Here is a 14,371-nt window from a genome sequence, read left to right as displayed (position 1 = left end):
CTAGAAGCGTTCGGGCCGCGCGAGCACGGCCACGAGATAGACGAGCAGGCCGAGCGCGGTGAGGCCCGCGAGCCAGAGGTCGATTGTCATGGGCATCCTTCCGTCACGCGTCGTCGCAGAGGCGGGCGTAGCCGACGCTCGCGGCGAGAAGGCCGAGGATGACGCCGATCCAGAAGAGATCCTGCATGGTATTGCTCCGGCAAGACGCCGGCCGCGGGTCACGGCACGGCTCGTCTGCGAAGCATCAATTAGGCGAGAGCAACGTTGGGTTTCGAGAGCGCGAAATCAGGCGCCGCATAGTATTTTCGTATGATTCTCGCAGATCCCGGCGCCATCTGGAGATCGGGCATGATGGATTGGTAGCGGAGGAGGGATCCACCAAGGTCACTTAACCAGCTGTTATACCGTTATTTCTCTATCAGCTTCGCCAAAAATACCCCCTGTAATACCCCCATCATGGGACCTTTGCGATGAGCAGAAATTAGATCGCGGCAGGCCGTTCCACCTGACGGAGTGACGTGCTCCCCTGATTTGTGACCGCTTTTTTGGTAGAGTCTGACAGGTTCGTGAACGCAATGCCGCCGACAAGCGCAAGTTCAAGATCTGGCTGACCGATCGCGGACGCGCGCTGGAAAGCGAGCTGATGTGCTATGGTGCGAAGATCAACCAGATCGCCGCGCAAGGCATGGATCAGGCCGAAATCGACCAATGCTTAACAGTGCTCAAGCGAATGTCGGAAAATCTTGCCGAGGCATTCTCCGAGCAATAGGTTCTGGCTAGTGCACGGATTGCCCGACGCCCCGGCATAGCGAAGCCGGCCTATTTCCGCGCATGGCCACATCTCGTTCGACCGGGTGATCTTGGTGTGGAACCAATCAGCAGCCTCGATCACCGCTTCGACCGGGCAGGCCGGGTGTGGAATTTCTGGGCAAATCAAGATCATCCAAGGCGCCCGGAGCACAAGGGGCCATTCAAAGATCGATCGCAGTAATCCCATCTAATGTCGCCAATGGTCCGGTGGACATCTGATCTTGACTGTTTCCCAATTAAGTATACCAAATTTCTGCACCGGGTCGAATTTCAACCTCAAGCTGACAGAAACGAGTCATGTCCCGCGCCTCGGATCTCGCACACAGCATGATCAAGGAAAAGATCCTGAGCGGCGAGTTGGCTGGCGGAGCGCCGGTCACGGAAGCATCCTTGTCAAAATTATGCGGGATTTCACGAACACCTGTGCGAGAGGCATTGCGCAAGCTTGAAGCTGAGCTTTTGGTGATCCGCACGGATACCAATAGAACGATGATCGCGCACTGGTCGCATGATGACGTGATCGAAAGCTTTGAACTGCGTGCCTTGCTCGAAGGCAGGGCCGCCTACCGCGCCGCCGCGCGGATAAGCGACGTCGACATAGAGAGACTGCGCGTTGCGAATCGCCGGATCTGTCAGGCGATTGACAAGCCTTCGGTGGACACGGACGCCTTTCTCGATGCAAATCACGAGTTTCACACCATTTTTCACCGGGCGGCAGGATCGCGTCATATTGCAAGCCTGCTCAACGGCTTGATCGAGCGGCCAGTAATCTCGCGCACCGTTCACCAATACAGTCGCGAAGAACTGCGCCGATCTTATGATGATCATGAGCAAATTATCGACTCCTTGGCTCGCGGCGATAGCATTATGGCCGAAACGCTGCTGCGGTCTCACATCATGCGCGCCTACCACGCTTTTGTTGAACCCAGTCCCGATTTGAGCCAAGTCCAAGAGATAGAGCGAGAGCAATAATGTATACGAAAAATGTCGAGATACTTGAGGTCGGCCCTCGCGATGGCTTGCAGAATGAAAAAACCCTCATATCAACTCAGGATAAAATTTCGCTCATCGATCGCGCGATTGCTGCCGGTGCACGGCGGATCGAAGTGACCAGCTTTGTCAATCCTCGGACCGTGCCACAGATGGCAGACGCCGAAGCCGTTTGCGAGCAACTGCCCGAGCGCGCAGATGTCACCTATGTCAGCCTTGTTCTCAATGCGCGCGGTGCCGCGCGTGCGCTGGCCACCGGACGGATCGACCAGCTTGGGGCGGTTGCGGTTGCGACCGACAGCTTCGCCATGGCGAATCAAGGCCAGACGAGCGATGGCTCGGTTGAAGTGGCTCGTGAAATTATGGAGAAGGCGCGCGCCGCTGGAAAAACCGGCCAGGTCACTATTGCCGCGGCCTTTGGTTGTCCGTTCGAAGGGGAAGTGGCCAAGGATCGAGTCGTCGCCATGGCGGTCGCTCTGGCTGAGGCGCAGCCGCTCGAAATCTGCCTTGCTGATACAATCGGCGCCGGCAATCCGGCCCAGGTCGCTTCGCTATTTGGCAAAGTTCGCGCGGCGGTGCCGCGGATTCCGTTGAGGGCCCATTTTCATAATACACGCGGGACGGGTCTGGCCAATGCATGGGTTGCTGTTCAGGCAGGGGCGGTCACGATTGATTCGGCGCTGGGCGGCCTGGGCGGCTGCCCCTTTGCGCCGGGTGCAACCGGCAATATCTCGACCGAAGACGTTGTGTATATGTTCGAGCGAGCCGGCATCGACACGGGTTTTGACCTTGAGGCCCTGGTTGAGGTCAATCACTGGCTCGGCGATCTGATGCAGCGCAGATTGCCGGGAATGGTCGCCCGTGCGCCACTTTTTCCCTCTTCATCTCAGGAAAAACGCTGTGCCTCATAATCCTTCCATGCAGTTCAACCGTTCGCAGCAGACTGGGCGGTTCCTTCGAAAAACAGCAGCGATTGGCGAGATTCAAAGGTCACCGCAAGATCGCAAGTCGAACCTTGCCTCAGCCATGTGCGCCCGCGGAATTGGCTTTGGGGATAAAGTATGATGACGCCTTCCAACAGGGGTGCCCTTGCTGACATTCGCGTCGTTGAACTTGGTCAGCTCATTGCTGGGCCCTTTTGCGGCCAGCTGCTCGGCGACATGGGCGCCGATGTGATCAAGGTCGAGCCTCCTGGGGCAGGCGATCCGATGCGGCTCTGGGGTCAGGGCGAAGAAAAGGTTCAATGGGAAGTAATCGCGCGCAACAAGCGGTCGGTGACCTGCAATCTGCGGATCCCCGAAGGCCAGCAACTAGCGCGCCAGCTGATCGCCAAGGCCGATGTGCTGATCGAGAATTTCAAGCCCGGAACACTCGAAAAATGGGGTCTGGCGCCCGAGGATCTCTTGCGCGAGAACCCGGGGCTCATCATTGCGCGGATGTCGGGCTATGGCCAAAATGGCCCCTATGCCGCTCGCGCCGGCTTTGGCGGGATCGGCGAAGCGATGGGCGGCTGGCGCTATATCGTCGGCGAACCCGATCGCCCGCCCGCGCGCATGGGCGTTTCGATCGGCGATACGCTGTGCGCCACCTATGGCTGCATGGGGGTGCTCGCCGCGCTCCACCATCGCGAGCGCACCGGCGAAGGGCAGATCATCGACACCGCGCTCTACGAAGCGGTGCTGCAGGTGATGGAGGGGCTGGTTCCCGAATATGACCACAATGGCGTGATCCGCGAGCGGTCGGGCTCGATCCTGCCGGGCATCGCCCCTTCGAACGTCTATAAGTGCAAAGACGGGATGTTCATGATCGGCGCGAACAAGGACGAGATCTTCGCGCGTCTTGCCAAGGCCATGGGGCAGGAGGAGCTTGCCTCCGATCCGCGCTTTGCCACCCATATCGCGCGCGGCAAGCACCAGCGCGAGCTCGACGAGATCATCAACCACTGGACCGCGCAGCGCACCGTCGCCGAGGTCAAGCAATTGATGATCGACCATTCGATCCCCGCCGGCCGACTCTATTGCGCGCCCGAAATGATCGAGGATCCGCATTTTCAGGCGCGCGAAGCGATCATCGAGGTCGAGACCAAGCGTTTTGGCAAGCTCAAGATGCAAAACGCCTTTCCCAAGCTGTCGAAGACCCCTTCGGGGGTGCGCCGCCCCGCCCCGGCGATCCCCGGAGAGCACAACGCCGAAATCTATGGTGCTTTACTCGGGCTTGATGCGACTGCGCTTGAAAAACTGAATGAGGCTGGCGTCATATGAACGAAGACCTATCCGCAAACTATGCTGACGCATTTTCAAACCATCTGGAGCCTGGTAACAAGCCAGCTCTGCTGATCGTCGATGTCGTGATGGCTTACCTGGATCCCGATTCGCCGCTTTATGCGAATGCAGAGGCACGGTGAGATGATGGAACTCGAGCAGTGCATCGCAACGATGAACCAGGAGATCGAAGACATCGCAGCGCGCAGCGATACCGCACGCCGCCTCATGACTGTGCGGGGCATCGGCCCACTGGCCTCGACCGCTCTACTGGCAGCGGCCGGTTCCGGGCAGCAGTTCAGTAAGGCTCGTGATCTCGCGGCCTGGCTCGGCCTCGTACCGCGCGAACACTCGACCGGCGGAAAGAACAAGCTGCTCGGTATCAGCAAACGCGGCAACAAGTATCTGCGAAGGATGATAGTCCATCGTGCACGATCCTGTGTCACACATCTTGACCGCAGCCGGGACAGGTTGGGGCCATGGCTCGATGGGCTTGAGAGCAGGATGCATAAGAACAAAGTCACGGTTGCCCTGGCAGCCAAGATCGCCCGCATTGTCTGGGTGATCCTGACCAAGCCGGGTGCTACCTACGAGCGGCGAGTTCCAGCGTTCAGCTGAGCAGCGCCGCCACCAACTGCGAGGTTCGTGAGAGTGATGACGAGACAGTGGACCAGCGCATCGTAAACCCCTGCAAAAAAGCGGGCAGCAAGCCCAAAGCATTTATCTGGGAACGAGGCGCGCGGATCTCATCAAGGCCTGGCCGCAACAGCGGCCCACTCGCGAGAGGCCGGATACATTTGTGCAGACTGGCACCGTCAACACCAATCGACCCTTGCATGGACAGGGCGGGTCATACATTTTTTGCCAGGAGATCCTTCAACGCCACGTTGTCCAGCATCGTGTCGGCCAGCAGTCGCTTGAGCTTCGCGTTCTCGCTCTCAAGCTCCCTCAGCCAACGGGCCTCGGACACCTCCAGCCCGCCATACTTCGACTTCCAGTTGTAGATCGTCGCTTCCGACACCCCGTGCCGCCCGGGCTACGTCAGCAGTCTTCGCGTCTGCCTCCGCCTCCTTCAGCACGCCAATGATCTGCTCCTCTGTAAACCTCGATCTCTTCATCTCGTCCGTCCTTCTCGTAGGGCCGGACTCTAATCAAGCTTGGAGGAAAATCAGGGGGTCACGTCAACGTGAACGCATCCCAGCGGCGCAACATATAGTTGATCGCCTTGGCGAGATCGTGATTGCGTGAAAGCTTGGCAAGCTGGGCGGTCATCCATTTCAGGCTACGGCGTCGGGATGAGCCTTTGCGAAAGCCTCCAATGCCCCACAGTTCTTGTCGATTCTTTCGAGAATCGGGAATTGCGCCATATCGACCTCAAAACGGCGCGCATTGTATATCTGCGGGATCAGGCAGCAATCCGCGAGCGTGGGCGCATCGCCAAAACAAAAGCGCGCCTGTTGTCCATTGTGCGCTGAAATGATCGCTTCGAGCGCCTCGAACCCCTCGCAGATCCAGTGCCGGACCCACTCGTTCTTGGTTTCATCGGACAGACCCAGCGGGCCAACGAGATATTTGAGAACGCGCAGGTTGTTCAAAGGGTGAATGTCGCAGGCGACAGCAAGCGCGCATTGTCGGACAAAGGCACGATCCTTCGGATCATCCCTGGGCAGCAACGGTTTTTCCGGATAGACCTCATCCAGATATTCGAGAATGGCCGCCGATTGGGCCAAAGACCAACCATCCCCGGTTTCCAGCACTGGGACGAGCTTTGCCGGATTGAGGGAGGTGAATGGCTCCGACATTTGCTCGTCCTTGCGGAAGTTGACCGGACAAGACGTGTAGTCCAGACCCTTCAGGTTGAGCCCAATCCGGACGCGGTATGATGCAGAGCTACGAAAAAATTCGTAGAGTTTCAGCATGGGATCGGGTTCCTAGATCGGGTAGATGATCGCATTGGGGATCATCTCGCTGTCGATGACGCACACCCTCTTGGCGAACTTCAATGCGCCGTCTTCCTCGACGATTTCATCGAAATAACGACCGACGCAGAAGACCTCACTCAACTTATCCAGCTTGGTGCGAAAGACGCTGAAATTGGCCTCGCACTGCACGAGCCTGCCCTTGCCTGATGCACTGTCCTCGACGCTGGAGACGAAGGGCAAACCGGTTATGTTGCGTTGATGATAAGGGTCATGGAAAATGGTTTGCGTAATACCATAGGCGCGATCCTTCATCATTCCCTTGCTGCTCAGGACAAGAGTGGAAAGCGGCAGATTTTTTTCGAAATTTTCGCGCGCGGTGATACGGTAGTATGGTTCCGATGAAAAAATATCTACCCAGGATTCAAACTCACGCTGGTTTATCGCTCTTTCGTAGGAGGCATAAAGCTGCGCTATCCTATTCAATTCAAAATTGTCAGGCATCTTAAACCTCCATTACCTCGCGCCAGTATTTATACATGCCGCGGATCAGGTTCTCGCTTGCAATGACGTTGGCTTCTTCGGTACCACGCCCACCCATGAGCGCAATCATCCGATCCGACGGATTGGCCGAGAAGCCTTCCTGAGAAAATTCGAGCACCTCTCCATCATCGGCAGAGACATAGCCCGAAGGACCAAACAGATTGGCTTGCTTGAGCCTGCGCGCATGCATTTCCTCGTCGTCGTCCTCAAAGCGGAAGTGAGTCCAGACAAAGTCAAAGGCATTCGGTCCGGATGGCTGGATATGCCGGGTGGAAAGGCTGTTGACCTGCTGCTGGATGATGACGCTTGGGAACAAGGTCATCATAGTTGCCGTATATTCGCCCCACCATTCCTCATGGACGATGTCGATCTGGCTGGGATCGTTAAGGGCCATGTCCGCCTTGAAGCTCGTGACACCGGAAACGAGCTCGGCCTGCGCTTGCTGAACACTGCGCGTGCCCGCCATCACGGCATGGCGCTTTGTCGGATCCATCAGGAGCCTCATTTTGCTGTCAGCGCGCCACAGACCGAAGGTCACGAACCAGGTGTGCAGAAGGCCCGCATGATAAGGATCCTTGATGTTCTCCATCATCAACTTCCAGTTGGAAGGGATCCTCTGCTTGTTGTAGCCAAGGATGACGAGCTTGCGGCCATCGAATATCCGGTCGAAATAGCGCAACACCTCTTCGCCAAGATAATCTTCGAAACTCTCGACATCCTGATCGAAAGAACCGAAGATCACGCCCCCGCGTGTCGCAATTTTCAGCTTGCGAAGGCCATTTTCTTCCCGTTTGAAATCGGAAGGCATACCCCCGGAAAGCTTGCCGTCCTGGCGCAGTCCGCGCTGGTAAGGCACGCCGCGCAGATTGCCTTGCAGATCATAAATCCACTGATGATAGGGGCAGACGAATTCCCCAACATTGCCATCGCGAGCCCGGCAGAATTTCATCTTGCGGTGTGCGCACAGGTTTTCAAAGCCGTTGATCGCACCGCTCTTGTCGCGCACGACGATGACCGAACGCTCCCCGATGACCGTGCGTTTGAAATCGCCCGGATTGGGAATTTCTGCCTCAAGCCCAAGGTAACACCAGTGCCCGTTGTAAAAGAGACGTTCCAGTTCACGCTCGTAAACCTCTCTATCGGTATAGATGCTGAGAGGAATAGTCGCGCAATCTCCGCCTTCCCATCCGATCGCTTCTTTCAGGCCATCCTGTTTCATTGCCTTAACCTCCGGTCATCTATCCTGCTTGGGCTCGGTGATGAGCACCTCGATGGGCCGCAATTGCGTGATCGTTCCCACCATCTTGTCGCCGGGTGTTACCGGACCGACCCCGGCAGGCGTTCCGGTCATCAACACATCGCCTGGTTCAAGCGTGTCAAATTGCGAGAGAAAGGCGAGGCTCTCCGCCACGCCCCAAAGCATCATGGAAGTTCGGCTCTCCTGGCGGGCCTCGCCATTGACGGTGAGGACGATCTGCGAATCCGGCCACTCCTTGGCTTGACGGATCGCTCCGATCGGCGCTGATCGGCTGAAGGATTTGCCAAGCTCCCAAGGGCGCCCCTTTTCCCGCGCTTCGAGCTGCAGGTCGCGCCGGGTCATGTCGAGGCCCACAGCATAGCCGAAAATGGCTTCGATCGCCTCTTCCTGTGTGGCGTTTTGCAATGGCGCCCCCAGCACGGCCACCAGTTCGAGCTCATAGTGGAAATTGCTGGTCTGCGGTGGATATTCGAGTTCGATCGGATGGGCTGCATCCACCGCTGCATTGGCCGGCTTCATGAAGAAGAACGGCGGCTCGCGTTCATCCCGCCCCATTTCCCGGGCATGGGCCGCGTAATTCTTTCCCACACAGTAGATACGGTTGACCGGAAAGCATTTATCGCTCTCCTCGATCGTCAAGGTAGGAGATGGCGGAAGTTCAAAGCAAAGTTCTCTCAAGATAATTCCCCTGAAAATTCAGTCATGCACGTTACAATCGCGCCTCGCGCCACAAGCCGAGCATTTTCTGGACGGGCCGGTCCGAATAGCTGTAGAGAACCGTCTCTTCGGCCGCAGCGATTTCCAGCTGATGCCAAGAAGGCACGATGAAAATATCGTTCTGTGCGAAGGGGAATTCCTGGCCTTCGATAAAGGAAGTTCCTCGCCCCTCGAGGCAGACATAAATTGTTGAATCCGTGCAACGATAGCCTCGCGTGCGCATCCCTCGGGGCAAGAGCTGGAGAAATGCTCCGATCGTCGGGATGGGGGAGGAGCCCGTCGTCGGATCGATATAGCGAAGCTTGTATCCAAAATGGTCATCGGTCGGCGAACTGGCGATCTTTTCGACCGATCGGAGCGCATCGACATAGGGATAAACGAAGAGCTTGGTGGCCATCCCCTGCTCGCCTTCGAAATCGACGGGCAGCATGTTGCTACCGTAACGCGCACGCGCATCGCCCTCCGGTCTCTGAACGATCTGCGATTTTTCCGGAGCGCCCTCGCGAAAACCGGCGTTCAGCAATTCAACGATCGGGATATCGAGCCCGTCGAGCCAGATGACTGGCTGGTCACCTTCATTGCCATGATCGTGATAGGTCCAGGCCGGCGTAATGATGAAATCCCCGCGCCGCATGGTCGTGCGCTCGCCATCGACGGCCGTATAGGCTCCCTCCCCCGACAAGACGAGGCGGAGAGCCGATTGCGTGTGGCGGTGCGCAGGAGCCACCTCGTTGGGGAGGATCAGTTGAAGGCCCGCATAGAGACCGTCGCTAATGCGCGATTGCCCGCGCAAGCCCGGATTTTCCAGCACCAGAACCCGGCGCTCGGCCTCTTCTGCCGAGATCAGATCGCCCGCCTCCATGAGATAGTCCCGCGCCTGGGCAAAATCCCATTTGTAGGCTTGCGCGCGAGGAGTGGGCGTTTCGGGAACGAGCGCTCCGAGCACTTCCCACAAGGGGGTAAGGTTGTGAGGATCAATTTTTTCATAAAATGCCTGGCGGATATTGTGCCCTTGGCTCGCCGTCTTACCATCAGGAGACATTGACGCCCTCCTCTTCAACAAAATTGATCTCGGCCTCGGTGAAAAATATTGCGTCCTGATCGAGGCCAGCTTTCATCAGGCTCATCATGAGGGGCAAAACAGCGAAGCCGGGGGCGAAGACATTGGCCTGCTCCGCCTTGATCCGATGGCGTTCGAGCTGGATGAAATCGATCATCTCGGTCGTCGAACCACGTCGGCTGGTCAGCCTCATCGATGCCTTCGGCTGCGGTCCGTTGAACACGACGAGCTCGCTATTGGGCAGATGTTGCGTGCACAAATTGCAGATACCGTCGACCAGGTGCATGAAGGAAGCCGACGGCTGCAACAGAAACTGCACCGCTCGGTTCGGATTCTGCGCGATCAGCGCCTCAACGATCGAGCGCACCGCGACCATTCCAGGGCCAACCCCGCAAACCAGGGCAGCGGCCTCGTCTTGCGGCAGGACATAGCCCTTTCCGATGGGTCCGACGAGCTTGAATTCCTGCCCGGCGGATATCCCCTTCTTCAATTCAACAAGGAACTGTGGCGCTGTGTCTGCTTCGACAAGGAAGCTCAGGGTCGACTGACCAGGTGCATTGGCGGGAAACAGGAGAGGGGAGCGCCCCCGATCCATGGCAAGAGCATATTTCTGCCCTGGGAAAAAACGCGCCGGCCTTCGCCCGATATCGAAGTCAAACTGGATGACGTTGGTCTCTATCTCTTCAAGAGCAGTGATCCGGCCGCGATGATACTGGAAGGGGACGTTCACCGCCGGTCTGACCGATGGGAGACGCACCCCCATGTCCATCGAGATGTTTCTTTGGCACGCAAGAAAGGCCTTGTTCTTCTGCATCAGGACAGACTGCTTGTGGCGATCGGGCGCAAACAGATCGAAAGGTTCCACCTCGCACATACCGCAATTGCCGGTCTTGCAGCTGTAAGAAATGGGCAGACCTTCCCGAAGAAGCACGTCGAGCAACCCTTCGCCTTCGTCGCATTGCACGATCCTGCGTATCGGTTTGACTTGGACGATCATGCCGATTTCAGCATTGCATTTCCTTGAGAACAGGATCGTGTCGCGGAAGCGCGACAATTTCAGGAGCCACATCGACGCGCAATTCGCCGATCTCGCTGATCCTCGCCTCGATCCTATCTCCCGCTTCGATGGGCCCGACTCCTTCCGGCGTGCCAGTAAAAATGACATCGCCAGGATTGAGTTGATACATCGAGGAGGCGTATTCGATCAGCTTGGGAACGTCGTAGACAAGATCGCGGGTGTTGGCCTTTTGACGAATCTGGCCGTTGACCCGCAATTCCAGGCCGAGACACCCCGGATCGTCAATCTCGTCCGCTGTGACCATCCACGGACCAAGCACCGCAAAGCTATCAGCCGACTTGCGGAAACTTTGCAGTTCCGGCCCCCGGATGGTGATGTCCAATCCGACCGTATAGCCCGCCACATATTTCAGGGCCTCATCGCGCGTCACACCGTGGCACTGTGTGCCGATGATCACCGCAAGTTCGATCTCATGATCGATCCTGCGCCCTGGATAACGCAGGCGGATAGGTTCGCCAGCCCCGGAAAGGGCGCTGTTGGCCTTTAGGAACAGCCCCCAATGCCAGATGCATTTGGTCATGTCGCGACCATGGGCAATTTCCTGGTTGGCCGCCGTTTCCTCGATGTGCGCGCGATAGTTGATCGGCGCGTTGATCAGCTTCGATGGGTTGGCGACAGGGGCTTCGAGCCGGACATCCGCGATCGGCGTGGGCGTGGCCTGTTCCTTCAATTCCGACATGAGCGGGAGCAATCGTGCAAGCTCCGCGATGAATATGTCCTTTTGCGGAAACGGCCAGCGGCTGTCGGGAAGGCAAGCCAATGCCCCGCTGACGTCGAAAACTTCATCGCCCTCGACGATCCCGACCCGATCCGTATTGAACCTGCAGATTCTCATCTGCTCCGCCTCTCTGTGTGTCTGCGCTCAGATCTCGAGCTCGTCGCCGCCATTGACGTTCATGATACCCCGCACGCCAAGGCCGCCATCGGTATTGATGACGACGCCCGTCGTCGGTGCCGCGTTCTCCTCAGAGGCGAGCAGGACATAAGGCCCGCAATATTGCTCGGGCGTCGGCGCCATACGCAGCGGCGTGATTCCGATGATCAGCTCGTCGAAACCCTCCATCTCCTTGAGGCTCTGGTTGTCCGTATCGGTCGCCTTGAGCCCCGAGAGATTGGTATGCATTCCGCCTGGCGCGACCCCATTGACCCGCACCTTGGGCGCCAGCTCATGAGCCAGTTGCCTCACCAGCCCGACCACCCCGTGCTTGGACGCAGTGTAGACCGGTCCGCCTCCACCAGTATAGAACCCGGAGTTGGAGATCGAGAAGATCATGTTGCCCTTGGAGCGGACCAGCTCGGGCAAAGCAGCGCGAGCGCCAAGGAGCCCACCCTTGAGGTTGACGGCCATCAGCTCATCGAAAGCGGCCGCCAGCTCATCCCCCTTGTATTCGGCAAGGGGCTTGAAAAAGTCAAAGACGCCCGCATTGGCCACGAAACAATCAAGCTGGCCAAAGCTCTCAACCGCCTTGGCAACCGCGGCTTCATTGTCGGCATAAGACGTGACATCACCAACATGAATCTCCACCTTGTCGCCCAGCTCGTCCTTGACCTTGGCCGCGCGCTCTGCATCGCGCTCCATGACGAGAATACGCGCGCCTTCTTTGACAAAACGCCGCGTCAGTGCCAGCCCAAGGCCAGCGCCTCCGCCAGTGATCAACGCAATCTTACCTTCCAACCAACCCATTCTTGTCCTCCTTGATCCGCACGCCGACCCAGCGCTCAAACAAGGTCGAGCCTACAGATTTCTTGCTTTATGCAGGCGCTTACAGGAACAGCGTCATATTACGGCCCTGCACACAGCGCTCCGGGAACGCAATGAAGCGCTTCACGAACTTGAACCCCTGATCCGGGGTGATGACCAGCTCGTCGTGTCGGGAATAGATGAAATCGTCGATCTCATACTGCCGACGCATGCGACGAAGGTGCCAATTCGTCCGCACGAAAAGCCTGTCTTTTGCGCTACCTTTGGTAACCTCGAGGTTTGTGCCGATCCGCACATAAGCCTCGTGTGGATTGACGCGCCAATTCTGCGGATGCAACTGCTGCTCCACACGTGCATTGAGCGCACCGTGATCATCGTCGTAGATGAAAACGCTGTCGGGCGGCGAATAGCGACGCTCTTCGATGTATCGCAGCTGTCGGCTGATTATGACATAACAAATGTCGGGATGGATCATCTCGTCGAGCCATTCCCGCACCCGCCCGGTATCGAGCAACCTCGCTTCGCGATTGGTGAAAGCCTGCACCCTGTGAAGCAGATCGTGATCGGCGATCAGCTCCGGATCGCCATCCCATACATCCGCGCCCATCGTTTTGACGATTTGATTTGCGTTTTCCATTTTATAGCATCCTGAAAGCCTAGATTTTGCAAAGGGATGATCAGCAATCGGCGTCGATCAATTGCTGCTTCCATCCCTCGTCATTCAGATCGAAAGCATCCCAAGAAGGAAGCTTCAGGATCTCGTCATAAAAGCGGTAGTATCCGCGGTAGGACGTTTCGCCGATCGCCGCCTGGCCGATCACGCCGGGCATTTCGTCCATCACCGTGTCGTTGCCGATCCCCATCTGGGCGTTGAGTCGCAACTTGCGCGACTGCCAACCTGTCGGTAGAAGCGAAGCCGATTCCATGTTGTCGTTGTCGTCAGCTTCCCAGTAGCCTGCGGTTCCGAAGGTTCCGTGTACGCCGTTGTAGATATCCCGCTTCAGATCCTCGGGCGTATCCTTTTCCGCGATCGCCCAGGTCCAAACTTCCGTCTCGCTCGGACCACGCGGCTGCCAGATCTTGAACGTGTTGGTCCCCCAAAGGTAGGAAACATTCGGGAACAACGAACCGTTGAGATGCGAACCGTAGAAACGTGCCTTGAGCTCCCCGTATTTCTCCGCGATCTTGCCCTTTTTCGTGGCCTGCCAGGCCAGGATTTTCTCGGCCGTCTGCGCGGGTTGGCCGCCCGGATTGACATCGTAAAGAATGCCCAGTCCGTGGCCAAAGCGCGTTGCAATCTGCGCACCAGCCCCTGCGGGGGGCAGCCTTTGATTTCCCGACATCGGGGAAAACATCGAACGGCTCACCGCCAAAGAGGAAGCATGAGTCCACCCAACGTGATAGGCATCACCAACAAAATTTTCAGTCGGCGCTTTCCAGTTGCAATGAACGATCGAGCGCGCCGGCGGACCGATCAGTTCCACACCCCCGCTCGCTTCCATCCAGATATCCAGATACCAGCGGACATCGCCCAGATAGTCTTCAAGCGAGATCGCCCCTGGATCGAAATTGCCGAACAGGAAGCCGCGATAGCTATCAACCTTTGCCACCTCTTTCAAACCGTGCGCGCAGCGGTCGATCTTGCCGCCATAAAGCTCCTTCTCGAAGGGGACGGTCGCCAATGACCCATCGGCGGCGTAGGACCACCCGTGATAGCTGCAGACGAAGGCACGCCGGTTCCCCGCCTCGACAGGGCATACGCGAGCACCGCGGTGCCGACAGACATTGAGAAAGGCCTTGACCGTTCCGTCCGCTTGGCGAACCACGAGGACTTCGTCTTCGCCCATTTTCGCAATAACAAAGTCGCCATAATTCGGAATGGCCGACTCATGAGTGAGAAAGAGCCAGCAACGGCCGAAAATCTTCTCCATCTCCACCTCATAAAGATGTGGATCGATGAACATACTGGCGGATTGCAAACCACGCTTGGTGTCGATCAGGTCATCCATAGCATAAATCCCAATTTCAATTTT

At 57.4% G+C, this 14,371-nt stretch carries 17 protein-coding genes and 1 pseudogene; 5 read left to right on the top strand and 13 right to left on the bottom strand.

Annotation, left to right across the window (positions count from 1 at the left end; all coding sequences use genetic code 11):
• Nucleotides 1–90 (bottom strand): K(+)-transporting ATPase subunit F, encoded by a 90-nt coding sequence (gene kdpF / locus CD928_RS06745; protein WP_095386356.1) that lies wholly within the window; start codon nt 88–90, stop codon nt 1–3.
• Between the two features lie 391 nt (nt 91–481).
• The gene (locus tag CD928_RS22985; protein ID WP_141237114.1) at nt 482–709 is read right to left on the bottom strand and encodes a hypothetical protein; all 228 of its coding nucleotides are present in this window, start codon (nt 707–709) and stop codon (nt 482–484) included.
• A 398-nt stretch (nt 710–1,107) separates the two neighbouring features.
• Here CD928_RS22985 and CD928_RS06740 point away from each other — a divergent pair, with 398 nt between their 5' ends.
• From CD928_RS06740 to CD928_RS06720, 5 genes are all read left to right on the top strand, one after another.
• A complete protein-coding gene (locus tag CD928_RS06740; protein WP_095386355.1) occupies nt 1,108–1,782 on the top strand; it encodes a GntR family transcriptional regulator in 675 nt (224 codons plus the stop codon).
• Nucleotides 1,782–2,711, top strand: coding sequence for a hydroxymethylglutaryl-CoA lyase (locus CD928_RS06735; protein ID WP_095386354.1), 930 nt, complete (start codon nt 1,782–1,784; stop codon nt 2,709–2,711). Before CD928_RS06740 ends, CD928_RS06735 begins: the two co-directional genes overlap by 1 nt.
• Nucleotides 2,712–2,864: 153 nt before the next feature.
• The gene (locus CD928_RS06730) at nt 2,865–4,061 is read left to right on the top strand and encodes a CaiB/BaiF CoA-transferase family protein (protein ID WP_095386507.1); all 1,197 of its coding nucleotides are present in this window, start codon (nt 2,865–2,867) and stop codon (nt 4,059–4,061) included.
• Nucleotides 4,058–4,204: a hypothetical protein gene (locus tag CD928_RS06725; protein WP_176473487.1), complete on the top strand. Its 147-nt coding sequence runs from the start codon at nt 4,058–4,060 to the stop codon at nt 4,202–4,204. The genes CD928_RS06730 and CD928_RS06725 overlap by 4 nt, the downstream gene beginning before the upstream one ends.
• Nucleotide 4,205: 1 nt before the next feature.
• Nucleotides 4,206–4,679 carry an IS110 family transposase gene (locus CD928_RS06720; protein WP_217983737.1) on the top strand — a complete coding sequence of 158 codons (474 nt, stop codon included), beginning with the start codon at nt 4,206–4,208 and terminating at the stop codon, nt 4,677–4,679.
• A 235-nt stretch (nt 4,680–4,914) separates the two neighbouring features.
• Here the strand turns inward: CD928_RS06720 and CD928_RS06715 are convergent.
• The 11 genes and pseudogenes from CD928_RS06715 to CD928_RS06665 form a co-directional block, all read right to left on the bottom strand.
• Nucleotides 4,915–5,179, bottom strand: a pseudogene (locus tag CD928_RS06715) (transposase); the annotation flags it as partial.
• A 159-nt stretch (nt 5,180–5,338) separates the two neighbouring features.
• Nucleotides 5,339–5,980, bottom strand: coding sequence for a maleylacetoacetate isomerase (gene maiA, locus CD928_RS06710; protein ID WP_095386353.1), 642 nt, complete (start codon nt 5,978–5,980; stop codon nt 5,339–5,341).
• A 12-nt stretch (nt 5,981–5,992) separates the two neighbouring features.
• On the bottom strand, nt 5,993–6,484 hold the full coding sequence (locus tag CD928_RS06705) for an aromatic-ring-hydroxylating dioxygenase subunit beta (RefSeq protein WP_095386352.1): 492 nt from the start codon (nt 6,482–6,484) through the stop codon (nt 5,993–5,995).
• 1 nt (nt 6,485) lies between these two features.
• Nucleotides 6,486–7,742, bottom strand: coding sequence for an aromatic ring-hydroxylating dioxygenase subunit alpha (locus tag CD928_RS06700; RefSeq protein WP_095386351.1), 1,257 nt, complete (start codon nt 7,740–7,742; stop codon nt 6,486–6,488).
• A gap of 15 nt (nt 7,743–7,757) precedes the next feature.
• The gene (locus CD928_RS06695) at nt 7,758–8,420 is read right to left on the bottom strand and encodes a fumarylacetoacetate hydrolase family protein (RefSeq protein WP_255247065.1); all 663 of its coding nucleotides are present in this window, start codon (nt 8,418–8,420) and stop codon (nt 7,758–7,760) included.
• Between the two features lie 70 nt (nt 8,421–8,490).
• Nucleotides 8,491–9,540, bottom strand: coding sequence for a gentisate 1,2-dioxygenase (gene gtdA / locus CD928_RS06690; RefSeq protein WP_095386349.1), 1,050 nt, complete (start codon nt 9,538–9,540; stop codon nt 8,491–8,493).
• Nucleotides 9,530–10,627 carry a 2Fe-2S iron-sulfur cluster-binding protein gene (locus CD928_RS06685; protein ID WP_176473486.1) on the bottom strand — a complete coding sequence of 366 codons (1,098 nt, stop codon included), beginning with the start codon at nt 10,625–10,627 and terminating at the stop codon, nt 9,530–9,532. Before CD928_RS06685 ends, gtdA begins: the two co-directional genes overlap by 11 nt.
• Entirely contained in the window at nt 10,563–11,471 is a 909-nt protein-coding gene (locus CD928_RS06680) for a fumarylacetoacetate hydrolase family protein (RefSeq protein WP_095386348.1), read from the bottom strand. Before CD928_RS06680 ends, CD928_RS06685 begins: the two co-directional genes overlap by 65 nt.
• A gap of 27 nt (nt 11,472–11,498) precedes the next feature.
• Complete coding sequence (hcaB, locus tag CD928_RS06675) at nt 11,499–12,320, bottom strand: 3-(cis-5,6-dihydroxycyclohexa-1,3-dien-1-yl)propanoate dehydrogenase (RefSeq protein WP_095386347.1); 822 nt, start codon at nt 12,318–12,320, stop codon at nt 11,499–11,501.
• 79 nt (nt 12,321–12,399) lie between these two features.
• The gene (locus CD928_RS06670) at nt 12,400–12,975 is read right to left on the bottom strand and encodes an aromatic-ring-hydroxylating dioxygenase subunit beta (RefSeq protein ID WP_095386346.1); all 576 of its coding nucleotides are present in this window, start codon (nt 12,973–12,975) and stop codon (nt 12,400–12,402) included.
• A 40-nt stretch (nt 12,976–13,015) separates the two neighbouring features.
• Nucleotides 13,016–14,347 carry an aromatic ring-hydroxylating dioxygenase subunit alpha gene (locus CD928_RS06665; protein WP_217983736.1) on the bottom strand — a complete coding sequence of 444 codons (1,332 nt, stop codon included), beginning with the start codon at nt 14,345–14,347 and terminating at the stop codon, nt 13,016–13,018.
• Nucleotides 14,348–14,371 lie beyond the last annotated feature (24 nt).

It is taken from the genome of Sphingopyxis sp. GW247-27LB (assembly GCF_002277025.1).
Taxonomy (GTDB): domain Bacteria; phylum Pseudomonadota; class Alphaproteobacteria; order Sphingomonadales; family Sphingomonadaceae; genus Sphingopyxis.
Note: the sequence above shows the minus strand (reverse complement) of the source record. Positions and strands in the feature narration are given on the sequence as shown.